Genomic DNA, 23,406 nt, shown 5'->3' with positions numbered 1-23,406 from the left:
GGCGGGTCTCGCCGCCTGCGGCGGCGGGGCCGCCGGATGAATCTGCGGCCTGATCGGCTCGCGTGCGGCCGACGGCGGTGGCGGTGGCGCGCCCGGCCGTCCCGTGGCCGCGGGCGGCATGCCGGCAGGCGCATGGGTTGCAGGCTCTCGGGTTGCAGGCTCACGGGTTGCAGATTTGGCGCGATCAGCAGGCCCGGCTCCAGGCGGGGTCTGCGCAACAGGCGGCTTGGGCGGCTGGCCAGGCGCAGTGGCCGGAGTAGCGGCGTTCGGCGCGACCGTTGCCGGCGCTGCGGCGGTCGGCGCACCCGGATGCGCCTGCGGCGTTGCACCGGGGCCCGTCGGAGCCGTCGCCGTCGGTGCGGGCCTGGCGCCCGGCAGAGGCCCTGCCCCCGCCGGCGGCGCGGGCGGACCACCATGAGACCCGGGAACCGGCAGTGTGTTGGCGGCAGGTAATTTGGCCTGCGGCACGACGGTCTGCGGCGCGGCGTTCGGCGCCACACCAGGTGCCGCATTTGGTCCCGCGTTTGGCGCGGCATTCGGCGCGACATTCGCCGGCGCCGCCGGCGGTCTCCCGGGCCTTGCGGTCGGCTGGATCGTCGCGCTCGGCGGCATCGGCGCCTTGCCCTGCTGGATCAGGGCGGCGCGCTGCACGACCGCCTGCGGCACCGCGGGAGCGACCGGGTTGGCGCGGCCGGCAACGGCCGGCGCGAGGTTACCGGGTCCTGCCGGCCCTGCCCCCGCCGGCGGTGCCGGCGGGCGATTGATCACCGTGTTGATGACCGTGGTGTTGTGGATGTTCTGGTAGATGATGTTGTTCGGCGGCGGCGCGACATAGATCGGCGGCCTGACGAACACCGGGATCGGCACGAACACCGGCTGCGGCAGCACAAACAGGCCGACCACCGGCAGCGGCGGCGGCAGCACGACGAAATCCGGCGGCGGCGGCGGACAGAAATAAACCGGCGGCGGCGGTGGCGGTACGAAGTCGAACACGGGATCGCTGAAATACAGCACGGGACGGTCGACAAAGACCACCTCCTCCGGCGGAGGTGGCGGCACGTCATAGTCGATCATCGCAAACGTCGGCGGCGGCTCGACCGGCGCGGTGAGGATGGCGAGGCGACGGTGCGCATCGCCCGCATGGGGCCCGCGCGGATAGCGGCGCAGATACGACCAATAGGCTTCAGGCGTGTCGGTGCGATAGGTCCGCCGCCAGGTGATGGCCTCGCGCCGCGCCGCGACGATCGCCATCACGCGCCTGGACATCGGATCGTTCGGATAGGCCGTGAGAAACTCCTCATAGGCCGGCAGCGTGTCGCGCTTGAGCGCAGCCGCATAGGCGTCCTGCACGCCGAGATCGCGGATCGGCTTACTCCGGATCGCGGCAACCTGGTCCGGCGCCGTCTCCGGCGGCGGCGCATCGGGCGCGCGCTCGAAGAAGGAGAACGGCGCCGATATCTTCTGCTCGTTCCAGGGCACCTGCGCGCCCTTGCTGGCCTCGTTGACGCGCAGGCGAACGCGGTCGAACACCTCCGCCAGCGGCAGGCCGCCGGTGCGGATCATCTCCGCCAGCGACTGCGCATAGATGCCGTAAGGCCCGGGCTCTTCCGGCGCCACCGTGCCGGGCGCGGCGTTGAACGCGATCAGCATGTTCGGGTCGGGCTCGACCAGCGCAAGCCCGCTTGCGATCGGCTGGCCGCCCTCGATGAAGGGCTGCGCGCGGGCGGCATCGAGCACGACGATGTTGGCCTTGAGCGGAACGGCCGCAAGCTGGCGCGCATAGTCGCTGATGCGCAAGGCCTCGGTCGGAATGTCGGTGTCGCGGGTGATGTTGGAATCGACCGGGATGAAATAGTTCTCGCCGGCAAGCTGCACGCCGTATCCGGCAAGATAGATCATCGCGACGGTGCCCGGCCCCGACGCCTGCGCCTTCTGGATGAAATCGCGAAAACTCTTGCGCAGCGTGTCGCCGTCGAGATCGCGCGCGCCGACCACGTCGAAACCCGCCGCCTGCAGCGTCTGTGCGATCAGGCCGGCATCGTTCGCGGTGGTCGCCAGCGGCGACTTGGCATAGGCGCCGTTGCCGACCACGAGCGCGATGCGCTTTTCCTGCTGCTGCGCATGCACCGGTCCCGGACCGCCTGCGGCAAGGGCCACGATCGGCAAGAGAAGGCAGATGAAGACTTTGAGCGTCCCACGCATGGCTTGCTTGCCCGCTTTTGTTGTTGAGGTGCCAGCGTGCATGAAACGCCCGGCTGGCTGAATGGCTCTTGAACGAAAAGCGCGGATTGAGGCGGTGACATGGCGCCCCGCCTCATATCAAACCCTGCGTCAGGCCCGCGTAAGCCTTGCGACCGCACTGCGGCGCGAGCAGCGTCGGCCGGTTCAGCCGTCGCCCCGTTCAGGCGTCCGCCCGTTCAGCCGTCGGTTCGTTCAGCCCTGGGCGATCAGATCGACCGTGCCCGTCGTGAGCCGGTAGATGCCGCCGACGACCTTGAGCTTGCCCTGCTCGGCTGCCGCATTGAGGATCGGCGCGGCCGTCTTCAGCTTGGCGATGTTGTCGATCACGTTCTGACGGATCGCCTTGTTGAGCACGTCGCCGCCCTGCTGCATCGCAGCCTTGGCGGCCGGCGCGATCGCATCGACCAGCGAGGGAATGTGGCCCGGCGGCGGCTTGTCGTCCTTGATCGCCTTCAGCGTCGCATCGACCGCGCCGCAGGCATCATGACCGAGCACGAGGATCAGCGGCGCATTGAGCACGGCGACCGCATATTCCATGCTGGCGATGGTCTCGGTACCGGCAAAATTTCCGGCAACGCGACAGACGAAGAGATCGCCGCGACCGGTGTCGAAGGCGTATTCCGGCGCGATGCGCGAGTCCGCGCAGCTCAGCACGGCCGCGAACGGATTCTGCCCGCCCACCAGCGCCTCGCGCTCGTGCTTGAAATCATGACGTCGTGACACACCGTCAACGTAGCGTGCATTCCCGTCCATCAGCCGCTTCAACGAAGCGTCGGGTGAGATCACGTTCTGCGGCTTTGGTGGCGGCTTGGTCTCCTTGGCGAGCGCTTTGCCAGACAAGGCGAGACTGACGGCGGAGGCGGCGAGAAACAAGGCCGACCGCCGCGTCGGCACGCGACATTCGAACGGACTTCCAGAGCAGTTGGCGCACATGGCTCGCTCCCCCGCCTCAAATGGTTGGACGATCAGCTCAGACCTGCAGACTGCAACGGCTTGACGAAACCCGGTGTCTTGATGCGCCTTTATTGGGCCAGCCGCAACTCGGCGATCGTCGTCCGCGCCGCCGTTTCGTCCAGCGCCAGGAAATCCATCGGCCCCTGGTTCTTGTAGCCGGCCGTCATCGCCAGCGTGAGACCATAGCCCAGCAAACCCGTGCTCGCATTTGCGATCACGGCGCTCTTGCGCTCGCTCATGCGCGCCGTGAAAAACAGCGTCTCGCCCGAACGCGCGGAGAAATCGATGCGCGTGACGCCGGGAAAGCCCGCCTCCTCCGCCACGAACTGATGCGGACCGGCCGGACGGTCCATGTAGACATAGGTTCCGGTCTTCAAACCCGTCAGCGGTGCGCCGTCGAGACGGAAATCCCAGCCTGCGTCGGCAATGCCGCCATAGCCTTTTTCGCGGAGCACCACGATGCGCGCCTGGCCCGCCTTTGGCGGCCCGATCTTCCGCAGCGTCTCCGAATAATCCAGCCCGCTCCTCGCGGTCGTCTCACAGCCACACAGCAACGCCGCTGCCAAGAGCAGCACCAAGCAACGCACCAGCATCACGCCCCCAAAACTTCCCCGGAGACAAGCTAGCCGAAAACATCGTTTGGTTGCAACGACGCGATCGCACCCATCCGTGCAGATCGCACCGACTCATGCAAGCGGCTAGAGCTGCTGCACGTCGACCACGCCCGCGACCGCCTTGATGGCGCCAGCGATCTGCGGCGAGACCTTGAAGCGGCCGGGCAGCTTCATCTCGACCTCGGTCTCGAGGTCGAGCATCATCACCAGCGAGACCTCGCCGTCGCCGTTGGAGCGCGGCGCGATCCCCGGGCTGCCGACCTTAGGCGCGGCGCCGTTCGAGGCCGCTGCATCGGGACCGGCAAGACGCTTGGCGATCGAGTCCAGCGGCTTGGTGTCGCGCAGGAAGATGCGCAGGCCCTTCTGCGTCTTGGCGGCGGCATCGTCGAGCGGCTCGGCATGCAGCACGCGGGCGCGCACGTCCTCGCCCTGCAATTCCGCACCGAGTTGAAGCAGCACGGCGGCGCCGGGCTCGAGCACGTCGCGATATTGCGCGAGGCCCTCGGAGAACAGCACCGCCTCGAAATGGCCCGTGGGATCGGAGAGTCCCATGATGCCCATCTTGTTGCCGGTCTTGGTGCGGCGCTCCATGCGCGACACCACGGTGGCCGCAACCTTGCCGGCGGTGGCGCCGGTCTTCACCGCGCGCGAGAATTCCGCCCATGACTGCACGCGTAGGCGCTTCAGCACGGTGGCGTAATCGTCGAGCGGATGTCCCGACAGGAAGAATCCGATCGCATCATATTCGCGGCGCAGCCGTTCGGCCGGCAGCCATGGCTCGATCTGCGGCAGCATGATCGTCGGCGCGTCCGACGAGCCGCCGAACATGTCGTTCTGGCCGACGGTTGCAGCTTCATGCGCGCGCTGGCAGGCGGCGAGGATCGCGTCCGCACCGGCGAACACGCGGGCGCGGTTCGGCTCCAGCGTGTCGAAGGCGCCGGCGGCGGCGAGACTTTCGATGATGCGTTTGTTGATCGCGCGCGGCGACACGCGCGCGGCGAAATCGGCGAGCGAGGTGAACAGGCCGTTCCTGGTACGCTCCTCGATGATCTGGTCGATTGCCTGGATGCCGACGCCCTTGAGCGCGGCGAGCGCATAGTAGATGACCTTCTCGCCGACCTCGAAGGTTGCGCCCGAGCGGTTGATGTTCGGCGGCTCGACCTTGATGCCGAGGCGCTGCGCCTCGGAGCGGAATTCGGAGAGCTTGTCCGTGTTGTTGAGATCGAGCGTCATCGACGCCGCGATGAACTCCACCGGATAATGCGCCTTCATGTAGGCGGTGTGGTAGGACACCAGCGCATAGGCCGCCGCATGGCTCTTGTTGAAGCCGTAGTCGGCGAATTTCGCGAGCAATTCGAAGATGGTCTCGGCCTGCCCCTTCGGCACGCCGTTCTTCACCGCGCCCGCGACGAAGATGTCGCGCTGCTTGTCCATCTCGGCGCGGATCTTCTTGCCCATGGCGCGGCGCAGCAGGTCGGCGTCGCCGAGCGAATAGCCCGACATGACCTGCGCGATCTGCATCACCTGTTCCTGGTAGATGATGACGCCGAAGGTCTCCTTCAGGATCGGCTCGAGCACCGGATGGAGATATTCCGGCTCCTCGTCGCCGTGCTTGCGCGCGCAATAGGTCGGAATGTTCGCCATCGGACCCGGCCGATACAACGCCACCAGCGCGATGATGTCCTCGAAACGGTCGGGACGCATGTCGACCAGCGCGCGCCGCATGCCCTGGCTTTCAACCTGGAACACGCCGACCACCTCGCCGCGTGCCAGCATCTGGTAGCTCTCGGCATCGTCGATCGGCAGCGTCGCGAGATCGACATGGATGTCGCGCGGCTTGAGCAGCTTGCACGCGACGTCGAGCACCGTCAGCGTCTTCAGGCCGAGGAAGTCGAACTTCACGAGGCCGGCAGGCTCGACCCATTTCATGTTGAACTGGGTCACCGGCATGTCGGATTTCGGATCGCGATACATCGGCACGAGTTCGCTCAAGGGGCGATCGCCGATCACGATGCCGGCCGCGTGCGTCGAGGCGTGGCGGGTCAGTCCTTCCAGGCGCTGGGCGATGTCGAAGGCGCGCGCCACCACCGGGTCTTCATCGCGGAACGCCTGAAGCTTCGGCTCGCTCTCGATCGCCGCCGCAAGCGTCACAGGCGCCGCCGGATTCTGCGGCACGAGCTTGGTCAGCTTGTCGACCTGGCCATAAGGCATCTGCAGCACGCGGCCGACGTCGCGCAGCACGCCGCGCGCCTGCAGCGTACCGAAGGTGATGATCTGCGCGACCTGGTCGCGGCCATAGCGCTCCTGGACGTACTTGATCACCTCGCCGCGGCGATCCTGGCAGAAGTCGATGTCGAAGTCCGGCATCGAGACGCGCTCGGGATTGAGGAAGCGCTCGAACAGCAGGCCGAACTTGATCGGGTCGAGGTCGGTGATGGTCAGCGCCCATGCCACCAGCGAGCCTGCGCCGGAGCCGCGGCCCGGCCCGACCGGAATGCCCTGGCTCTTCGCCCATTTGATGAAGTCCGACACGATCAGGAAGTAGCCGGCGTATTTCATGCGCATGATGACGTCGAGCTCGAACGCCAGGCGCTTGTTGTAGTCCTCTTCCGTCATGCCCTGCGACAGGCCATGCACGTGCAGACGCTTGGCGAGCCCCTCCTCCGCCTGCCGCTTCAGCTCGGCCGCCTCGACAGAGGCCGCATCAGAACTCGCAGCGGCGCCGACGGTGAAGAACGGCAGGATCGGCTTGCGCGTCATCGGGCGGAACGAGCAGCGCTCGGCGATCTCCACCGTCGATGCCAGCGCTTCCGGAATGTCGGCAAACAGCACCGCCATTTCCGCACGCGTCTTGAAGCGGTGATCCGGCGTGAGCTGCACGCGATCGGTCTCGGCGATCAGCCGGCCGCCGGCGATGCACAGCAGCGCGTCATGCGCCTCGTAATCGTCGGTCGAAGCGAAATACGGCTCGTTGGTCGCAACCAGCGGCAGGCCCTGCGCATAGGCGATGTCGATCAGCCCGCTCTCGACGCGCCGTTCCTTGTCGATGTTGTGGCGCTGCAATTCGATGTAGAGCCGGTCACCGAACAGATGGGCCAGACGCTCGCAGCGCGTCGCCGCAAGCTCGGCCATGCCGCCGGCGAGCGCCAGCGAGATCGGGCCGTCCGGTCCGCCGGTCAGCGCGATCAGCCCCTCGGTCTCGCCGTCGAACCAGTCGAACTTGATGAACGGGGCGTGGCTGTCGGGCGATTCGAGGAAGGCCCGCGAGTTCAGCCGCATCAGGCTGCGATAGCCGCGCTCCTGCGCCGCCAGCAGCACGATGCGCGAGGGCCCCATCGCATTCCGTGCGTTGGGATCCTGATCGCCGAAGTCGATCGCGAGTTCCAGGCCGACGATCGGCTGGATGCCGGAGCCCGCCATCTTGTCGGAGAACTCGAGCGCGCCGAACAGATTGTCGGTGTCGGTCAGCGCCAGCGCCGGCTGGTGGTCTTTCTTCGCAAGCTCGGCGAGCTTGCCGATCTTGATCGAGCCCTTGAGCAGCGAATAGGCCGAGTGAACGTGAAGGTGGACAAATCCGGCGCTCGGCATGGTCGCGTGACGGCCTCTTGCAGATGAGATGGAGCGGTCGCCGGCTCCGGGGGGATCGTTAGGGGATCGTCAGGGGATCCTGCCCTCGCCATCCGTCACCCTTCGCCGACTCGCCTCACAATGGTGGGGTGTTGCGCCGCGAGAGTCCACGCCGGAGCGGCCGCTTCGCCGCGTCGTCCCGCTTTTCCCCAAGCGGGCCGGTCGAGAACTGCGGAATCAGAGCTGCGGTATGACCTGGGCCCAGATCGCGATCATTCCGACGAACAGCGAGATCGAGGCGAGTGCGGCGGCTTCTTCCACGAAGATCCTGAACATGGCTTGCTCCATCACTAGAACGTATGAAGAACATTGTTCTCATTTCGTTCCGCGGAGTCAAGCAAACTGAACCACCTCGAAACGGGATGGTTAACTCGCTGAATTCACGCAATAAAAAAGCCCCGGCGCAAGGCCGGGGCTTTCCACAACCGCCTCTTGCGAAGCGATCAGTCTCAGTAGCGCGCGACGGGCAGACCGCCGAACTTGTAGTTCAGGCGGACGAGGCCCATGTCGACGTCCTGCTTGATGCGCTCGGAGCCGGCGAAGCCAGCGAAGGTGACGTCCTTGTCCGACAGGAAGATGTGGTTGTACTCGACGCCAACCGACCAGTTCGGAGCGAAGCCGTACTCGAGGCCGGCACCGACCGTGCCACCCCAGCGGGTGTCGCTGGTCGAGGCGAGCAGCGCGCCCGCCGTGCTGGAGATCTCGTACTTGTCGCTGACCACGGCCGCACCGCCCTTGACGTAGATCAGGACGTTGTTCCAGGCGTAGCCAACCTGACCGGTGATCAGACCAAACGCATCGATCTTGGTGCGGTTGCGGGTGGCGAACAGCGCGCTGGTGTTGTCGCCGGAGAAATCAGCCCAGTTGCCCTGGCCTTCCACGCCGAACACCCACTGGCCGGACTGCCAGCGATAGCCGATCTGACCACCGACCGTGCCGCCGGTCGCGTCGTGCGAGCCTTCGCGGCCGACGCCGACGAAGTCCCAGGTCGCGTGCGACGAACCGCCGCCGCCGTTGATGCCGATGTAGAAGCCGCTCCAGTCATAGATCGCGGCGACCATCGCAGGCGCCTTGGTGTACGGCCGAGCCGCGAGATCGGCAGCGAGCGCCGGAGCAGCCGCGCTGAGCGCGACGAGGCTGACGGCAGCAAGCAACAAGTTCTTCTTCATTTGAGTCCCGTTCCAGTTTCTTCAGTAGGCCCCCGGGCCGTTGCGTGGTCATAACAGCGATCGATGGAATTGCTGTAACCGCAACGCCACAGTTGAAGCCAAAGGCCTCGCTTGCGTTAATGGATGTTTAGCAGCGCGTTCAGGAAACCCTTTGAAACAAGTGTTTTCCTGAGTTCCATTGTTCGACCGCACGATTTAAACTGCACACGTGTGTAACGAAGACGCACGCACATTCGCGTGACTGGAGAGTTGAGATGCGTGGACAAATTACCTTCCCCATTGTCGCCACATTTTCGCTCGCAATCGCCACATTCACGTTCACGTTGAACGCAAGCACACCGGCGCGCGCGTTCGGAACGCATCATGCGTTTTGCCTGACCGGCGATGAATGGCCGGGCCTCAGCAATTGCACCTTCGACACGTATGCGCAGTGTCAGGCGAGCTCGTCGGGCCGCGCGCTCACCTGCATCGCGAACCCCTATTTCGCCGGCCAGAGCGATGATCCCTATGCCTATCAGAATCGTCCGCGTGCCGGATATTCATCCGGCTACTACCCGCCGCGCTGAGATGCGCCGCGCCTCGTTCATGCTTCTCGCGGTCGGCGCGCTTCTCGCCGGCGCGCCTGCACGCGCGCAAACCTATGATCCGAGCTATCCGGTCTGCATGCAGATCTACGGCCAGGTGGGCTATTTCGATTGCCGCTACACCTCAATGGAGCAGTGCAGATTTCTCGCCGTCGGACGTTCGGCAAGCTGCGTGGCGAATCCCTATTTTCCACAGCAGCGAGCCGCTCCGCGCTCGAGGCGCTAGTGTTGGCACTCGCAAATCGGGACGCTGATATGCGGCCTGCCTTGTGTTGAGCCTGAAGTGTTGACGTAAGTCGACACGGGTTTAAGTACGACGGACAAATCTTGCAGGGATGGCGACGTTCGCTGGGCGGGTTCCCGTTGACGCCACCACTGCAGGACACATGACGACCTCGCACAAAGCGACCTCGCCCCGCGCGACTGCGGCTTCCGCGCCTCCTCACCTCGCCATCGTCCTGTTCTCGCTCGCGATGGGCGGCTTTGCGATCGGAACAACCGAATTCGCATCGATGAGCCTGCTGCCGTTCTTCGCCGCCGACCTCGGCATCGACGAGCCGACCGCGGGACACGCGATCAGCGCCTACGCGCTTGGCGTGGTGCTGGGCGCACCCCTGATCGCCGTGCTCGGCGCGCGGTTCGCGCGGCGCACGCAATTACTGGCCTTGATGCTGGTGTTCGCGCTCGGCAACGCACTGACCGCGCTCGCACCCGGCTTTGGCTGGATGATCGCGGCACGCTTCCTCTCGGGCCTGCCGCATGGCGCCTATTTCGGCATCGCCGCTTTGGTCGCAGCCTCGCTCGTGCCTTTCGATCGCCGCTCGCGCGCGGTCGGCCAGGTGATGCTCGGCTTGACGGTCGCAACCATCATCGGCGTGCCGCTGGCCAATCTGATCGGCCAGGCGGTCGGCTGGCGCGCGAGCTTTGGCCTCGTGTCGGTGCTGGCGCTGCTCACCGTGCTGCTGTGCGCCCTGTTCGCGCCACGCGACCAGGCCGGCCGGTCCGACCCGCTGCGCGAGCTCAGCGCGCTCCGAAACGGGCGCATCTGGATTACGCTCGCGATCGGCGCCATCGGCTTCGGCGGCATGTTCGCCGTCTATACGTATCTGGCGACGACGCTGATCGAAGTCACCAAGGTCAGCACCGCGGTCATCCCGTTCTTCCTTGCCGTGTTCGGCATCGGCGCTACGCTCGGCAATCTGTTCGTGCCGCGCTTTGCCGACCGCGCCTTGATGCCGACGGCGGGCGTCATCCTGCTGTTTGCCGCGGTCGCGCTCCTGCTGTTTCCGCTTGCCGCCGGCAATCCCTGGCTGCTCGCGGTGGACGTCTTCGCCATCGGCGCCAGCGTCTCGCTCGGCGCCATCCTGCAGACGCGGCTGATGGATGTCGCCGGCGATGCGCAGGCGCTCGCCGCCGCGCTGAACCATTCGGCGTTCAACACCGCCAATGCGCTCGGCCCGTTCCTGGGCGGCATCGCCATTCGCGAGGGGCTCGGCTGGACCTCCACCGGTCCCGTCGGCGCCGTGCTCGCGCTGCTCGGCTTCCTGATCTGGATCGTCGCCTGGCGCGACGCCAGGTCCGTGCCGGTCGCGGTTGCCTCCAGCGGCCACGCTGCACCGCCGGCGGACGCTCCCACGCGACCGGCGCCGCCGCTGGCGCCGGACCACCGCAGCCGCGCAACAGACCCCGTGGCGTAACGGCCAGGCACGTTCAGCTCTGCCAGGGCGTGTTGCGGATGCGCGTACAGGCGTTGGGCTTGTGGAAGGTGGGATCGTGATCCTCGATATAGTCGAAATTGACCGTCCCGAACGTCGTCTGCGGCTTCTTCAAGGCTGAGCAGGTCTGCACCTTCAGGAACTCGTTCTTGAAATCACCGCGCGGAAACGCCGTAATGACCTGATCGCGCTGCTCGGGCGTGTACTCGTCAAACCCGACGCCGACCACATCCACCAGAACGCCGGCGTTGGTGAGCGCGATCTCCGGCCGCATATATTGCGGAATGCCGGGTGTGGTGTGCAGCGCGATCGCCTCCCACACCAGATCGGCTTGCGGCTCGGCAATGCCGCGTGCCTGCAGAAAGTCACGCGCGGCGTCGGCCCCGTCGACCTCAAATCGCTTGGTCTCTGTGTGGTAATGATCGACCAGGCCGAGGTCGTGAAACAGCGCCGCGACATAGAGCAGTTCGGCGTCGAACTTCAGCTTTTGCCGCAGCCCCTTCATCGCACCGAACACGTAGACGCGAACGGAATGGTTGAACAGCATCTCGTCTTCGTAACTGCGGACCAGTTCGGCCGCCTCGCGCGCCAGCTTGCTGTCGGGAAGTCTGACGCCGGAAATCATGCTCGCCATTTTCAAGCTCCTGTTTTGCATCGATGTCGGTTGATGCCGTTCCTGGTCCTTCAGGCCGCCTTCTCGACGGCGGCCTGCGGCGTCTTGCGGAAGCTGATCGCCATGCGATTGTACGTGTTCATCATGCCGATCGCGATGGTGAGATCGACCAGCTCGCGCTCCTCGAAGACTGCGCGCGCCGCTTCATACGCCTGATCTGGCACGCCGGTATCCGCGACGCGGGTGACCGTTTCGGCCCATGCGATCGCGGCGCGCTCGCGTGCGTCGAAGAGATCGCCGGCTTCCTTCCACGCCTGCAGCAGCGCGAGCTTTTCGACCTTCACCCCGCTCTTGAGCAGGTCGCGCGTGTGCATGTCGAGACAATAGGCGCAGTTGTTGATCTGCGATACGCGCAGGTAGACGAGGTTGATCAGCGCCGCCGGAAGATTGCTCTGCAAGATGTAGCCGTAGACGCCGCCCAGCGCTTTCACACCCGCCGGGGCGATACGGTCGTAATCGAGACGCCTGGTCATTTTCTTGCTCCTTGATGATCGGGCAGGACTGCCCTTTTCTCCCCCTCAGGTGCCCCTGCCCTGGTCCATAAAAAAGCACCAAGAACGCACAAAAATCGTGTACCACGGGCCCATGACCAAACCGCTGCGACTGGAGCTCGATCGGTCGGCCAGGACGCCGCTGGCGGAGCAGATCCATCGGGGCATCAGGGCCGCGATCGAGAACGGCGTGCTCGCCCCCGGCGCCCGCCTGCCCTCGTGGCAGGATCTGGCAGCCCAGCTCGGCGTCGCGCGCGGCACCGTGCGTTCGGCGTACGAGAAGCTCTCCTCCGCCCAACTGATCGTGGCGGGCCGCGCAACCGGAACGCATGTCGCAGATCGACCCTTCGTTCCCGCCCGGCTGGACAAGGCCCCGGATCCCGGCTCGTTCATGGAAACGTACCGGGGGCTCACCGCGGGGCCGGCGATCTTCCAGATGGGTGTGCCTGCACAAGCAACATTTCCTGCCACGCTATTTGCGCGGATGCGCGCACAGGCCGTTCGCGTGGAAACGAGCGCGCCGGCGATCTATCCGGATCCGCGCGGCGAGCCGGATCTGCGCCGCGAAATCGCGGCCTACCTTGCGCTGGCGCGTGGAATCGAATGCGCGCCGTCGCAGATCATCATCACCGGCGGCTTCAGCGGCGGCCTCGGCCTCGCGCTCCGCGTGCTCGGCCTCGAGCAGAGAAAGGCTTGGGTCGAGGACCCGGGCTTTCCGTTCACACGGCATGGCCTCGAGCTTGCCCGCTTATCGCTCGCGCCGATCCCCGTTGACGCTGACGGCATCGACGTCGGCTATGGACTGAAACATGCCCCCGACGCGGCCCTGGTTCTCGTGACGCCCGGACAGCAGGCGCCGCTCGGATCGACACTGTCGCTGGAAAGACGTTCGCGCCTGCTCGACTGGGCCGCACAAAGCAAGGCGTGGGTGATCGAGGATGATTATCTCAGCGAGCTTCAGCTCAAAGGCCGGGCCACGCCTGCGCTCGCCTCGCTCGACCGCGCCGGCCGCGTCATTCACATCGGATCCTTCAGCAAGACCATGACCCCCGCCCTGCGGCTCGGCTTCGTCGTCGCGCCCGCCGCTCTCGCATCGCGTTTTGCCGAAGCAGCCGCCTGCCTCGCGCCGGCGCCCGGGCCCGCGGTGCAGCTCGCGACGGCCGATTTCATCCGCGACGGCCATTATCTGCGGCATCTGCGACGCACGAAGCGGGTCTACGCGGCGCAAGCCGATGCTCTGTTGAAATATCTTCGTCCGCGCACAGCCAACGTTGCGCTGGCCGGACTGGCGGCTGTGCTGCGATTGCCGGACGGAGCGGATGACCTCGGCATCGCCCGGCAGGCGACGTCATTCGGACTGGCGCCCACGCCGCTATCGCTCTGGTACGCCTCCGCGGCTTCGGCGCGCGCCGGTCTGTTGCTGGGCGTCGCGACATCTCCGGAAGCAAAGATTGCAGCCGCGTGCGACCGGCTCCTTCAGATCATCGCGCTTTAGCCGGCCAGCGTGACGATCAAAGGCCCGTTCCGGGTTGCGATCACGGTGTGCTCGTATTGAACGGTCGGTGCTTCCGGACTGCTGTAGAGCGTCCACGGATCATCGCCATCCTGGGCCCATTCGGCGCCCAGCGACAGGAACGGTTCGACGGTGAACACCAGCCCGTCGCTCATGATGCGGCGTTCTGAGCGGTCGGGCCAGGTCGCGATCTCCGTCGGCTCTTCGTGCAGCGACAGGCCGACACCGTGACTGGCGAGATTTTTGACCAGGCTGTAGCCGTTCTTCCGCGCAAAGCTCCCGATGGCTTCGCCAATGCCGGCGATCCGCTTGCCGGCTCCGACCTGCCGCAGCCCCGTCCACATCGCGCGCCGGCCGTCCCTGCAAAGGCGCTCGATCGTGCGGGTCACCGGCGGAACGGCGAACGAGGCGACGGTGTCGGCAAAGAAGCCCTTCTTCTCGGCCGAGACGTCGATATTGACGAGGTCGCCCGGCGCGATCCGGCGATCGCCGGGGATGCCGTGAGCGACCTCCTCGTTCACGCTGATGCAGGTCGCTCCGGGGAAGTCGTAGGACAGCTCCGGCGCCGAACGCGCTCCCGCAGCCTCCAGCAGCTTTCGTCCGATCTGGTCCAGCTCGGCCGTGGTCATGCCCGGCTCGAGCGCCTTCCCCATCGCCTCGAGGGTATTGGCGCAGATCCGGCCGATCTCCTTCAGGCGTGTCAGGTCGTCATCATCGGAGATCGTCATATCAGGGCTCATGTTCGGGACGGTCCGACATAGCGCGTGTGACGGCGGCTTGCAAACGAGGGCGCGCGAAGTCCGACATCGAACCCGGATCGCCTAATGCCAGGGTGGTATATTCAGCGATCGCGCCGTTTCGGGCGCCTCCTCCTCGCCACGCTGCGCCATCGCGTCACAGAGCGACAGGGCTGCGTGATCCAGTGCGAGATGCGGCTCGCGTGCCGTACGCCATGTATCCCATGCCGAGGTTTCGATCTTGGCGAGGGCCAGCAGATCACGCGCCAGATTCACGCGCGCGAAGAACAGACCGGTCGTCGCGCCGTGACCGAGCTGCGCGGGATCGATGGCGCCGCTTCGACACAGCTTCCATGCCGCGATGCCCGTGATGAACTCCGTACGAGGCACATCCGCCGGATCGAAATCGAACTTGAGGAGATCACGGTGCAGATCGTCGAGCTCGGCATCGACCAGCACCCAGCGCTGCTCATCCCGTGACCAATATTCGCACACCCAATGATCGTGATAGGGATGCCCGCTAAAATATCTGCCGAAGCCGCAGCGTATGCGGGCTGGCACGCTGTGATGGCGCAGCACAGCGCAGGTCATCAACGCAAAGTCCCGGCACGTCGCCAGCGCCCGCGACACGGCTGGCCTCGCAATGCCCAGCGGGCTCGGATCGATCGTCACAAGCTGCTCCAGCCGCCGCCCCACGGGCAACGTGGCCCGGCTTTGGCCGGAGAACAGCGCCGGGTCCAGTCCCTGCCTCTCGATCCATGCTTCGTGGATCAAGAGACCCTGCAGGATGCGGCACAATGCCGGGATATCCAGCGGCAGGCCGCCGATCAGCGTCGCATGCGCGCCGGGATCGGTGAACACGCTATGGCCAGTGTAGGAAGCCTCGAATTCAGTCATCTGCACATGTCGTCAAGCAATTCCGGCAGAGCAGAACTGCTTGCCGCGGCGGTCCACGAAATAAACGCGAAACGGCGCGCCACCGCAAGCTGACGCGCGCCGAGCTCTATCGTTTCGGCATCGACACCCGGCCGTTCGCCGAAACGACGTGGAAGCTGGAGAAGGAGGCGCGCCCCTTCGTCCGCAAGTTCGCGGTGATGAAGACGGAAAATGCCCCGTCGTTCCGCATGATGGAGTGGCGCCTGGCGTGCGGAAACAAGAAGCTCGTGCCATTGACGTACGCAGCCGAGATCGACGGGGCGGCTGGCGGCAAGAGCACGATCCAGATCGCCGCGGACGCCGAGGCGAACAAGCAGATCGAAGGATCCGCGGTACGATCCGGCAAATATGAGTTCTGGCGCGACAGCATCGACCCCGACATGATCAAGACGCTGCTGGCATCCCGGGCCCTGCATGTCCGCCAAACCATGTCGATGCCCGACGACAAGACGGACACGGCGAAATTCGACATTGACCTGACGGGCCTGGCGTCGGCGTGGACCCAGCTTGCCGCGGCGTGCGCGTCGGTCACGCCGGCCCCGAACAGCCCCTGGTCGAACATTCCCCTGCCGAGCGCCGACGCGAAGCCTTCGGGCCTACAGGCGCAATAGGCGGCGAAGTCCGCACTATTCTCCCGCAACTCCGTCAGCCGGATCGCCCACCTCGCGCGCCGGCCCAACCCTGCCCAATTCGTCCCGCGCGCGCTGTGCTCGTACGATGTGCTCGCTGTTGCGCAAGACCCTAAACGCCTCGCGAACCAGCTCGCGTGAGTATGACAGGAGAAGCGTGTCATACGCACCAGGTGTGTAGATCATGGAAGCCTCGTCCTGCTTGGAGCGTAACGCGCTCCCGACGAAGCGTGTCACATCCGGTGCGAGCCGATCAGTCCGGCCAGCCCGCGGATCATTGCTGCGATGTCGATCGGCTTCTCCCAGAGCGGCACATCGTGAAACCCGGGGGCGATGCTGACCTTGTCGTAGCCGGTCGTGAACACGAAAGGCACGCGGCGCGCCCTGAGCTCTTGCGCAACCGGAAAGACCATCTCGCTGCGGATGTTCACGTCGAGCACCGCGCCGTCGACGATCGAGCCGTCATTGAGGATCCGCAGCGCATCCTCGAGCTCGCCGACCGGTCCAGCCACATCCGCGCCGAACGAGCGCAGCGTGCGACTGATATCGTCAGCGAGGAAATATTCGTCCTCGACGACGAGGACGCGGCGTCCCGACAGGAGTGCTCTCTCACGCGACAACGTTGCCGATGCCACCATGTTTGCTCCAGGCCCTCGAAAGAGTTTGGAACATACGGCGAAGGGCTGCCTTGGTGCAAACGTAACACACGGTAAGTGGGTTCCCGATGAGCAACCGCGATATCATCGTGATCGGCGGTTCGGCCGGCTCCACCGCCCCGTTAAGGCAGATTTTGGCGGTGCTACCGCTCGATTTGCCCGCCGCCATCTTCATCGTCCTGCACATTCCGGCCCAAGGAATCGGCGTTCTGTCGACGGTTGCCGCTGCCGCCGGCAAGCTTCCGGTGCATCAGGCCAAGGACGGGATGACGTTCGAGCGGGGCCACGTCTATCTGGCGGCACCCGACCACCATCTCCTGCTGTCCGGAAATCACATCCAGTTGGGTCGCGGTCCCCGGGAGAACATGGTTCGTCCGGCGATTGACGCCCTGTTCCGGTCCGCGGCGGTGCATCACGGCCCCCGTGTGATCGGTGTCGTCCTGAGTGGATTGTTGTCGGACGGCGCCGCAGGCCTCCACGCCATCAAGCGGTGCGGCGGCATGGCCCTGGTCCAGGACCCCGCCGACGCGATCTCGCCCGAAATGCCGCAGCGCGCGCTGGAAGCCACGATCGCCGACCTCTGTGTCCCCGCCGCCCGGCTCGGCGACGTCCTGTCCGACCTCGCGCAGGAAGCGCCGGGCACCGTGCTTCCGGTCGCCCCCGACATCCGCCTGGAGGTCGAGATCGCAGCGGGCGAGAGAATCGGCTCGGCGAGCCTTGCCAAGATCGCCGATCCGGCCGCCCTCACCTGTCCCGGCTGTGGTGGCGTTCTCTCCGCGGTGAAAGACGGTCATCCCATGCGGTTTCGCTGTCAGGTCGGCCACGCCTATACCGCCGACGCCCTCGCCAAGGAACAGGAGGGACAGGTCGATGAAGCCCTGCGGGTGGCGCTGCGGATCATCGAGGAACGCGCCGAGCTGGTGCAGCGCATGGCGGACGATGGAAGGCGCAGCGGTCGGCCGGCGGTCGCCGAAATGTACGATCGGCGTGCTGCCGAATATCGCGAATATGCCGACATGATCCGGCGCGTCGTGCTACAGTCGCTCGATCCCGTGACGACCCGGCGAGAGCCTTAAGGTGTCATCATGACCATCTCCCTGGCCGAGCGGACCGAGCAGTTGCACACCGAGCAGCGGCTTCTGGTCAAGGCCGATACAGATATCGACGAGGGCTGGCAGCGGATCCGCAATCAGGAGGATCTGGTGCGGGAACTCCAGGCCGGCGGACACGACTCGCAGCACGCGGAGAGACTGGTCGATCTGCTCAAGCAGACCCTGGTGGAATGGGAGCGGCATCGCACCTTGATCATCCAGCGCGTCGACTACCTCCAGCGCGAGCTCGATTCTGTGCCGCCCGCGGCCGGTTGATCGGGGCGGATTGCGCCTGTCGAATATGGCAAGCAGTTCCCGCCACTTGGCTGTTGGGATACCCTGAATATCTCTGTTATTCCATGAGCCCCGGGGTCCTCGATCCCGGATAGCGAAAGTAGCGGCCATTATGGACGAAGTCGGCAAAGCGCCGGGGGACGGAGAGCGTCAGGTCAAGTCTCCATTGATCATTGGCGTGGGTGCCTCGGCCGGCGCGATCGACAGCATCGAGCGCTTTTTCGGAAAGCTCACGCTGGGCGACGACCAGGCCATCGTGCTCGTGCTTCAGAATCGTGAGGCGCTCTCCGACGGGCGGCTGCGTGCCCTCATTCAGCGTGCGGAGGGGGCCAAACTCTCCCAAATCACCGACGGGATGACGCTCGAAGGCGGCACGATCTACCTCAACCCGATGGGCATGATCACCACTATGCAGGGCGGCCGCCTCGCGGTGCGGAAGGCCGAGCAAGGGCCCGGCGAACGCGCCACGATCGACAGTTTCCTTGTATCGCTGGCGGAAGAGCGTGCCGAACAGTCGATCGGCGTATTGCTTAGCGGAACCAACGGCGATGGCACGCTGGGCGCGGCCACGCTGAAGGACCACGGCGGTTTGGCGATTGCGGAAAAGGTCGCTGACGAGGATTCCGAGCATCTGGTCGACAGCAGCAGGCCTGCCGCTATCGCCGACTATGTGCTCTCGCCCGAGGACATTCCCGGGCACATCCAGGTCTACGCGCGCCATCTGCGCCGACTGGATGAGAAGCAGGGATTTGATGAGGTGCTGGCGGCCGCGGCAACCTCGCTGTCACGTATCGCGGACATCCTGCGCAACAAGACCGGCAATGATTTCCACGGCTACAAGCAAAACACCTTTCTGCGGCGCGTCCAGCGCCGCATGCAGGTGGTGCAGATCGAGGAAATCACTGCCTATGTCGATTTCCTGAGAAACGACAAGGACGAGGCGCAGAATCTCTTCAACGACCTCCTGATCGGGGTCACCGAGTTCTTCCGCGACAAGCGTGAGTTCGAGGTGCTCGAAAGCCAGATCATTCCGAAAATCTTCGAGAACAAGAACGCCGGGCAGCAGGTTCGCGTCTGGGTGCTCGGCTGCGCGACCGGTGAGGAAGCCTACTCGATCGGCATCCTGCTGCGCGAGCATATGGCAACCCTTGATTCCGCTCCTCAGGTCCAGATCTTTGCAACCGACATCGACGGCCGTGCGCTCGCCGCTGCGCGCGTCGGACGCTACCGCACCACTATCGAGCAGGACATGTCTCCCGAGCGCCTGGCGCGCTGGTTCGTGCGCGAGGGTGATACCTATTGCGTGGTCAAGGAATTGCGGGAGATGTGCATCTTCTCCCAGCACAACGTCATCAAGGACGCTCCGTTCTCGAAGCTCGATCTCGTCTCGTGCCGCAACCTCCTGATCTATCTCAACGCGGAGCTTCAGAACCGCGTCATCCCGTTGTTTCATTTTGCGCTGCTGCCAGACCGCTATCTGTTCCTCGGCAATTCCGAGAACGTCACGCGGCATCCGAAGCTGTTTGCGCCTGTCGACCGTCGCGCCCGCATCTTCAAGAAGCTCGAGACCGGCACGCGGCTGCCGCCCGAGTTTCCAATCTCGACCTCGGCGGGCCGCACGCCGGTCGAAGTGGCGCCGGTTCGCTCCTTCGGCCCCGACGTCGGACTTGAGCGCCGCGCGCAGCGGATTGCAGAGCGTTACGCGCCGGCCTATGTCATCACCGACGACAATTTCCAGATCCTGCATTTTTCCGGCCGCACGGGACGCTATATCGAACCGACAGCGGGTGCCGCCTCGCTCGATCTGCTTCAACTCGTACATCGCGATCTCCGCCTGGAATTGCTCACCGCGCTGAGCCGTGCCGCCGAAACCAACGAATCCGCTCACGCCGAACAGATCCAGCTCGGCGTCAATGGCCACCGCGTGCTCGTCGACATCACCGTCGAGCCGATCCTGGACGGTGCCGGCGGTCACCGAAACTTTGTCGTGCTGTTCAAGGACGGCCCGGCGCACGGCCTGGAAGCAAGCGACAGCAATCCCGGCAGCCTGGTGCGAACCGAGCATATCGAGCGGCTCGAGAGCGATTTGCGGGCGACCCGCGAACGCCTCCAGGCGACGATCGAGGAGCTCGAAAGCACCAACGAGGAGCTGAAATCCTCGAACGAGGAATACCAGTCGCTCAATGAAGAGCTGCAATCGGCCAACGAGGAGCTCGAAACCTCACGTGAGGAACTGCAGTCGGTCAACGAGGAATTGACCACGGTCAACGGCGAGCTCGCGCATCGGGTCCAGGAGCTGACCCGCGCCACCAGCGACCTCAAGAACTTCCTCGAAAGCACGCAGATCGCAACTGTCTTCCTGGACAACGATCTGCGCGTGATGAACTTTACGCCAGCCATCACCCAGATCCTGCATCTGGTCGAGACCGATGTCGGCCGGCCGATCGCGCACATCAAGGCGCGCATTCCCATCGAGGAACTCTATGATGACGTGCGCCGTGTGCTGCGCACGCTCGCGAGCGCCGAGCGCGAGCTGACCGCGCCGGACAGCGGCACGCGCTATATCGTCCGCATCCTGCCCTACCGCAGCATCGACAATTTCATCGCCGGTGTGGTCATCACCTTCATCGACGTCACCGCGATCACGCGCGCGGAAGAGCGGCAGCGACTTCTGCTGACCGAGCTTCAGCACCGCGTGCGCAACACGCTCGGCGTCGTGCGCTCGATCGCCCGCCGTTCGGCCGAAACCAGCTCCACCGTCGAGGAATATTCCGCGCATCTCGACGGCCGCCTGAATGCGTTCGCACGGACGCAGGCGCTGGTGACGCGCGATCCCGAAGGCGGCGTCGATCTCGAATATCTCGTCGTCGAGGAGCTTCTCGCCTACAACGCCCGCGAGGGCGAGCAGATGCGCGTGTCCGGCCCCGCCGTGCGCTTCCAGCCGAAAGCCGCCGAAACCTTCGCGCTGGCCGTCCATGAGCTCGCAACCAACGCGCTCAAATACGGCGCGCTTGGAAAGCCGTTGGGGCGGCTCGAAATTTCCTGGCGGATCGACGAAACGGCCGATCCGCCGCAGCTGTTGTTCGAATGGCGCGAGCGAGGCGGACCGTCCGTTGCGCAGCCGACGCGGAAGGGTTTTGGCTCGGAACTTCTGGAGCGTACTTTGGCGTTTGACCTGAAGGGACAGACGACCATGTCCTTCAATGGGTCCGGGCTCGTGTGCCAGATCGCAATCCCCCTGACCAAGCGAACCTTTCATACGCCTTCAATGGACGGCTGATGCGCGCCCACGGTACCGACGGAGGTCTTGCTCAAGCGGTCATTCGCCGCTTCAACGCCTTGCGGCCTCTGTCTGAGGAAGCAGGAGCTGCGCTCGAGCACGCCATCCTCGAAGGCCTGTTTCGGGCCGGCCCGGGGGAAGATCTGGTCGCCGAGGGCGATCCGATGGATGGCGTCCGGATCGTGCTCTCAGGCTGGCTGTTCCGGCACAAGACGCTCGAGGACGGTCGGCGGCAAATCGTCAATTTCGTCCTGCCCGGCGAGACCTGCGACGCGTACGCCTATTTGTTGTCCACCATCGACCATTCGATCACGACGGCAACGCCGGTCGCCTACGCCGAGATCAAACGGGCTCGTTTCGAGAAGCTCATGGCGAGCGAGCGCACGCTCGCCGAAGCGTTCATGTGCGAGACGTTGCTGAATAATGCGATCCAGCGCGAATGGGCCATCAACCTCGGTCGACGGGCCGCGCTGGAGAAGGTGGCTCACCTGTTTTGCGAGATCTACGAACGTCTTCGTCCCGTCGGGCTGGTCGACGGCAACTCGTGCAGCTTTCCGGTCACCCAGATGGATTTGGCCGATGCGACGGGCCTTTCCGTCGTCCATCTCAACCGCACGATCCAGGAGCTGAGGGCTGCCGGCCTGATCACGCTGCGCGAGCGCACGCTGACGATCAGTGATCTCGACGCCCTCAAGAGCGCGGCGTTATTTTCGCCGGGCTATCTGCAGCTCTACCGGCGGGTCTAGCGACCTTCTCGCGTGAGAAAAAGGCCACAGCGCCTGGGGTTTCCTGGATCGAGTGCCGGGGCAAAGATGCCTGCCGCTGTTTGAAAACCGGCACGACAGCGCATTATCCGAATTTTTCAAGCCTGCGCATTAGCGCAGGTGAATCCCTCGCAGCGAGGGATGGAAGCTGCGCTCGTCCAGCGGACGAAACCCGCGCAAAATCCCCGCCCATTAACCTATTGAAATGCCGGAACCTCACGCGCGCCCGAAGCTGGCGGTGCTGCAGGTCTGGGCCTTTCCCGTCCGGCAGGCAAAGGCCCCGGCGCCACCTCCCGTCGGGGCCGATTCTCCTTGTTCCGAAAAGTGAGCCCGAAGGTGCCAATGACGGCCAAACGCAATCGAAGGAAACAGACGCAATCGCTGCAGGAACGATTGATGTCGTTTGCAAGCAGCGCTCGCGACCGCGCCCGCCGAATGCCGGCGGGTGAAGAGCGCGAAATGCTGCTCAGGCGCGCCAACCAGAACGAGGTGACCTCCAGTCTGACCGATTGGCTGAGTGCGCCAGGCTACCAAAGACGGGGGAAACGATGATGCAGAGCATCAAGCACTATCGCGCCTTCCAGGTTAACCCGGACGGCCACGTCTTCGGTTGCATCAACCTCGTCTGCGGCGACGACGAGGACGCCAAGCGTCAGGCAGCCGCGCTCGTGCTGGTCCATCGCATCGAGCTGTGGCGTCTCGACACACGGATCGCGCAGTTCGACCGGCCTACCGACATCAGCGAACCGCAAGTCGCCAGCTAGCTCTGCTAGCCTATCCAGATCAGCCGAGCGCAGTTTGGGCACTGATAGATGTCGATGCGCTCATCGGGCTTGCGCTTCGAGACCGACGATCTGAACGTTGCGGGGATGTTGCAGTCTCGACAGTCTGGCGACTTCGGCTCGTTGACCGGCTCTTGCATCTGCCCCCCAATGGCTGGGTTCTCGACGCGCGGGACACTAGCCGCTCCCGATACCTCCGAAAATAACCTAGGACATGCGGCCGGTATGGAACCGCTAGCAACCCTGCCTTCGTGCCGGAGTTAGCCCAGGCAACAACGATGAGGTGTCTCATGAGACGCAAAATGCTCATCGTGGAGGACGACTATCTCCAGGCTGACGACTGCGCCCGTATCGCCGAGGAGGCCGGCTTTCATGTCGTCGGTCCCGTCAGCAATCTACAAGACGCAATGGCCGAGCTCGATGGCGACATCGATTGTGCCCTGCTGGATATCAACCTGCAGGGCGTGAAGGCTTATCCGCTACTCGACAAGCTTTTGTCGCGAGAGATACCCGTCGCTGTCTTCACGGGTTACGATCATCTGCCTCCGCCCTACGACCAGATCCCGGTCGTGCTGAAGCCGGCCGATTGCGCCGAGGCGGTGCGAACCTTCACCTGATTCCGTTCTGCTTGCGCGACGTCGTCGGCAAGGCCGCGG

General features: G+C 64.9%; 22 protein-coding genes. 12 read left to right on the top strand and 10 right to left on the bottom strand.

Annotated features, from left to right (window positions below):
• From RAD16_RS28435 to RAD16_RS28415, 5 genes are all read right to left on the bottom strand, one after another.
• On the bottom strand, positions 1–2,202 hold a 2,202-nt coding region (locus RAD16_RS28435), incomplete at its 3' end, for a caspase family protein (RefSeq protein WP_458161132.1).
• A gap of 231 nt (positions 2,203–2,433) precedes the next feature.
• Positions 2,434–3,174, bottom strand: coding sequence for a carbonic anhydrase (locus RAD16_RS28430; RefSeq protein ID WP_458161131.1), 741 nt, complete (start codon positions 3,172–3,174; stop codon positions 2,434–2,436).
• A gap of 89 nt (positions 3,175–3,263) precedes the next feature.
• Entirely contained in the window at positions 3,264–3,788 is a 525-nt protein-coding gene (locus RAD16_RS28425; RefSeq protein ID WP_458161130.1) for a hypothetical protein, read from the bottom strand.
• Positions 3,789–3,893: 105 nt separating this feature from the next.
• Positions 3,894–7,397: a DNA polymerase III subunit alpha gene (dnaE, locus tag RAD16_RS28420; RefSeq protein ID WP_458161129.1), complete on the bottom strand. Its 3,504-nt coding sequence runs from the start codon at positions 7,395–7,397 to the stop codon at positions 3,894–3,896.
• Positions 7,398–7,885: 488 nt separating this feature from the next.
• On the bottom strand, positions 7,886–8,605 hold the full coding sequence (locus tag RAD16_RS28415) for an outer membrane protein (RefSeq protein WP_458161128.1): 720 nt from the start codon (positions 8,603–8,605) through the stop codon (positions 7,886–7,888).
• A 254-nt stretch (positions 8,606–8,859) separates the two neighbouring features.
• On the opposite strand from RAD16_RS28415, the gene RAD16_RS28410 reads away from it, so the two are divergent.
• The 3 genes from RAD16_RS28410 to RAD16_RS28400 all read left to right on the top strand — a co-directional run bounded on the left by RAD16_RS28410 (position 8,860) and on the right by RAD16_RS28400 (position 10,886).
• Positions 8,860–9,171, top strand: coding sequence for a DUF3551 domain-containing protein (locus tag RAD16_RS28410; RefSeq protein WP_458161127.1), 312 nt, complete (start codon positions 8,860–8,862; stop codon positions 9,169–9,171).
• A 1-nt stretch (position 9,172) separates the two neighbouring features.
• Positions 9,173–9,415: a DUF3551 domain-containing protein gene (locus tag RAD16_RS28405; protein ID WP_458161126.1), complete on the top strand. Its 243-nt coding sequence runs from the start codon at positions 9,173–9,175 to the stop codon at positions 9,413–9,415.
• A 160-nt stretch (positions 9,416–9,575) separates the two neighbouring features.
• Entirely contained in the window at positions 9,576–10,886 is a 1,311-nt protein-coding gene (locus tag RAD16_RS28400) for an MFS transporter (protein WP_458161125.1), read from the top strand.
• A gap of 13 nt (positions 10,887–10,899) precedes the next feature.
• Here the strand turns inward: RAD16_RS28400 and RAD16_RS28395 are convergent, their stop codons facing one another.
• Both RAD16_RS28395 and RAD16_RS28390 read right to left on the bottom strand, forming a co-directional pair.
• A complete protein-coding gene (locus RAD16_RS28395) occupies positions 10,900–11,538 on the bottom strand; it encodes an HD domain-containing protein (protein WP_458161124.1) in 639 nt (212 codons plus the stop codon).
• Between the two features lie 50 nt (positions 11,539–11,588).
• Complete coding sequence (locus tag RAD16_RS28390) at positions 11,589–12,050, bottom strand: carboxymuconolactone decarboxylase family protein (protein ID WP_458161123.1); 462 nt, start codon at positions 12,048–12,050, stop codon at positions 11,589–11,591.
• A gap of 112 nt (positions 12,051–12,162) precedes the next feature.
• Here RAD16_RS28390 and pdxR point away from each other — a divergent pair, with 112 nt between their 5' ends.
• Complete coding sequence (gene pdxR, locus RAD16_RS28385) at positions 12,163–13,563, top strand: MocR-like pyridoxine biosynthesis transcription factor PdxR (RefSeq protein WP_458161137.1); 1,401 nt, start codon at positions 12,163–12,165, stop codon at positions 13,561–13,563.
• On the opposite strand, the gene map is transcribed toward pdxR, so the two are convergent.
• Both map and RAD16_RS28375 read right to left on the bottom strand, forming a co-directional pair.
• A complete protein-coding gene (gene map / locus RAD16_RS28380; protein WP_458161122.1) occupies positions 13,560–14,309 on the bottom strand; it encodes a type I methionyl aminopeptidase in 750 nt (249 codons plus the stop codon). The genes pdxR and map overlap by 4 nt on opposite strands.
• Before the next feature lie 93 nt (positions 14,310–14,402).
• A complete protein-coding gene (locus RAD16_RS28375) occupies positions 14,403–15,179 on the bottom strand; it encodes a transglutaminase domain-containing protein (protein ID WP_458161121.1) in 777 nt (258 codons plus the stop codon).
• Between the two features lie 233 nt (positions 15,180–15,412).
• Between RAD16_RS28375 and RAD16_RS28370 the strand changes: the two genes are divergently transcribed.
• Complete coding sequence (locus RAD16_RS28370) at positions 15,413–15,865, top strand: hypothetical protein (protein WP_458161120.1); 453 nt, start codon at positions 15,413–15,415, stop codon at positions 15,863–15,865.
• Between the two features lie 251 nt (positions 15,866–16,116).
• On the opposite strand, the gene RAD16_RS28365 is transcribed toward RAD16_RS28370, so the two are convergent.
• Positions 16,117–16,521, bottom strand: coding sequence for a response regulator (locus tag RAD16_RS28365; RefSeq protein ID WP_458161119.1), 405 nt, complete (start codon positions 16,519–16,521; stop codon positions 16,117–16,119).
• 86 nt (positions 16,522–16,607) lie between these two features.
• Between RAD16_RS28365 and RAD16_RS28360 the strand changes: the two genes are divergently transcribed.
• The 7 genes from RAD16_RS28360 to RAD16_RS28330 all read left to right on the top strand — a co-directional run bounded on the left by RAD16_RS28360 (position 16,608) and on the right by RAD16_RS28330 (position 23,367).
• Complete coding sequence (locus RAD16_RS28360; RefSeq protein WP_458161118.1) at positions 16,608–17,615, top strand: chemotaxis protein CheB; 1,008 nt, start codon at positions 16,608–16,610, stop codon at positions 17,613–17,615.
• A gap of 9 nt (positions 17,616–17,624) precedes the next feature.
• Positions 17,625–17,906: a hypothetical protein gene (locus RAD16_RS28355; RefSeq protein WP_458161117.1), complete on the top strand. Its 282-nt coding sequence runs from the start codon at positions 17,625–17,627 to the stop codon at positions 17,904–17,906.
• A 130-nt stretch (positions 17,907–18,036) separates the two neighbouring features.
• Complete coding sequence (locus RAD16_RS28350; RefSeq protein WP_458161116.1) at positions 18,037–21,204, top strand: CheR family methyltransferase; 3,168 nt, start codon at positions 18,037–18,039, stop codon at positions 21,202–21,204.
• Entirely contained in the window at positions 21,204–21,950 is a 747-nt protein-coding gene (locus RAD16_RS28345) for a Crp/Fnr family transcriptional regulator (protein ID WP_458161115.1), read from the top strand. Before RAD16_RS28350 ends, RAD16_RS28345 begins: the two co-directional genes overlap by 1 nt.
• A gap of 360 nt (positions 21,951–22,310) precedes the next feature.
• Positions 22,311–22,520, top strand: coding sequence for a hypothetical protein (locus tag RAD16_RS28340; RefSeq protein WP_458161114.1), 210 nt, complete (start codon positions 22,311–22,313; stop codon positions 22,518–22,520).
• Positions 22,517–22,732, top strand: coding sequence for a hypothetical protein (locus RAD16_RS28335; protein ID WP_458161113.1), 216 nt, complete (start codon positions 22,517–22,519; stop codon positions 22,730–22,732). Before RAD16_RS28340 ends, RAD16_RS28335 begins: the two co-directional genes overlap by 4 nt.
• Positions 22,733–23,040: 308 nt before the next feature.
• Complete coding sequence (locus RAD16_RS28330; RefSeq protein ID WP_458161112.1) at positions 23,041–23,367, top strand: response regulator; 327 nt, start codon at positions 23,041–23,043, stop codon at positions 23,365–23,367.
• Positions 23,368–23,406 lie beyond the last annotated feature (39 nt).

The sequence above is a fragment of the Bradyrhizobium sp. 18BD genome (assembly GCF_054185225.1).
This window is presented reverse-complemented; position numbering and strand designations above follow the sequence as displayed.

What these genes read in the sequence shown, in the direction of transcription:
- RAD16_RS28400 (WP_458161125.1), top strand. Translation starts at nt 9,576, where the DNA reads ATGACGACCTCGCACAAAGCGACCTCGCCCCGCGCGACTGCGGCTTCC.
- RAD16_RS28330 (WP_458161112.1), top strand. Translation starts at nt 23,041, where the DNA reads ATGAGACGCAAAATGCTCATCGTGGAGGACGACTATCTCCAGGCTGAC.
- RAD16_RS28355 (WP_458161117.1), top strand. Translation starts at nt 17,625, where the DNA reads ATGACCATCTCCCTGGCCGAGCGGACCGAGCAGTTGCACACCGAGCAG.
- RAD16_RS28365 (WP_458161119.1), bottom strand. Translation starts at nt 16,521, where the DNA reads ATGGTGGCATCGGCAACGTTGTCGCGTGAGAGAGCACTCCTGTCGGGA.
- RAD16_RS28395 (WP_458161124.1), bottom strand. Translation starts at nt 11,538, where the DNA reads ATGGCGAGCATGATTTCCGGCGTCAGACTTCCCGACAGCAAGCTGGCG.
- RAD16_RS28350 (WP_458161116.1), top strand. Translation starts at nt 18,037, where the DNA reads ATGGACGAAGTCGGCAAAGCGCCGGGGGACGGAGAGCGTCAGGTCAAG.
- RAD16_RS28340 (WP_458161114.1), top strand. Translation starts at nt 22,311, where the DNA reads ATGACGGCCAAACGCAATCGAAGGAAACAGACGCAATCGCTGCAGGAA.
- RAD16_RS28410 (WP_458161127.1), top strand. Translation starts at nt 8,860, where the DNA reads ATGCGTGGACAAATTACCTTCCCCATTGTCGCCACATTTTCGCTCGCA.
- RAD16_RS28390 (WP_458161123.1), bottom strand. Translation starts at nt 12,050, where the DNA reads ATGACCAGGCGTCTCGATTACGACCGTATCGCCCCGGCGGGTGTGAAA.
- RAD16_RS28405 (WP_458161126.1), top strand. Translation starts at nt 9,173, where the DNA reads ATGCGCCGCGCCTCGTTCATGCTTCTCGCGGTCGGCGCGCTTCTCGCC.
- dnaE (WP_458161129.1), bottom strand. Translation starts at nt 7,397, where the DNA reads ATGCCGAGCGCCGGATTTGTCCACCTTCACGTTCACTCGGCCTATTCG.
- pdxR (WP_458161137.1), top strand. Translation starts at nt 12,163, where the DNA reads ATGACCAAACCGCTGCGACTGGAGCTCGATCGGTCGGCCAGGACGCCG.
- RAD16_RS28335 (WP_458161113.1), top strand. Translation starts at nt 22,517, where the DNA reads ATGATGCAGAGCATCAAGCACTATCGCGCCTTCCAGGTTAACCCGGAC.
- RAD16_RS28360 (WP_458161118.1), top strand. Translation starts at nt 16,608, where the DNA reads ATGAGCAACCGCGATATCATCGTGATCGGCGGTTCGGCCGGCTCCACC.
- RAD16_RS28425 (WP_458161130.1), bottom strand. Translation starts at nt 3,788, where the DNA reads ATGCTGGTGCGTTGCTTGGTGCTGCTCTTGGCAGCGGCGTTGCTGTGT.
- RAD16_RS28370 (WP_458161120.1), top strand. Translation starts at nt 15,413, where the DNA reads ATGAAGACGGAAAATGCCCCGTCGTTCCGCATGATGGAGTGGCGCCTG.
- RAD16_RS28415 (WP_458161128.1), bottom strand. Translation starts at nt 8,605, where the DNA reads ATGAAGAAGAACTTGTTGCTTGCTGCCGTCAGCCTCGTCGCGCTCAGC.
- RAD16_RS28430 (WP_458161131.1), bottom strand. Translation starts at nt 3,174, where the DNA reads ATGTGCGCCAACTGCTCTGGAAGTCCGTTCGAATGTCGCGTGCCGACG.
- RAD16_RS28345 (WP_458161115.1), top strand. Translation starts at nt 21,204, where the DNA reads ATGCGCGCCCACGGTACCGACGGAGGTCTTGCTCAAGCGGTCATTCGC.
- map (WP_458161122.1), bottom strand. Translation starts at nt 14,309, where the DNA reads ATGACGATCTCCGATGATGACGACCTGACACGCCTGAAGGAGATCGGC.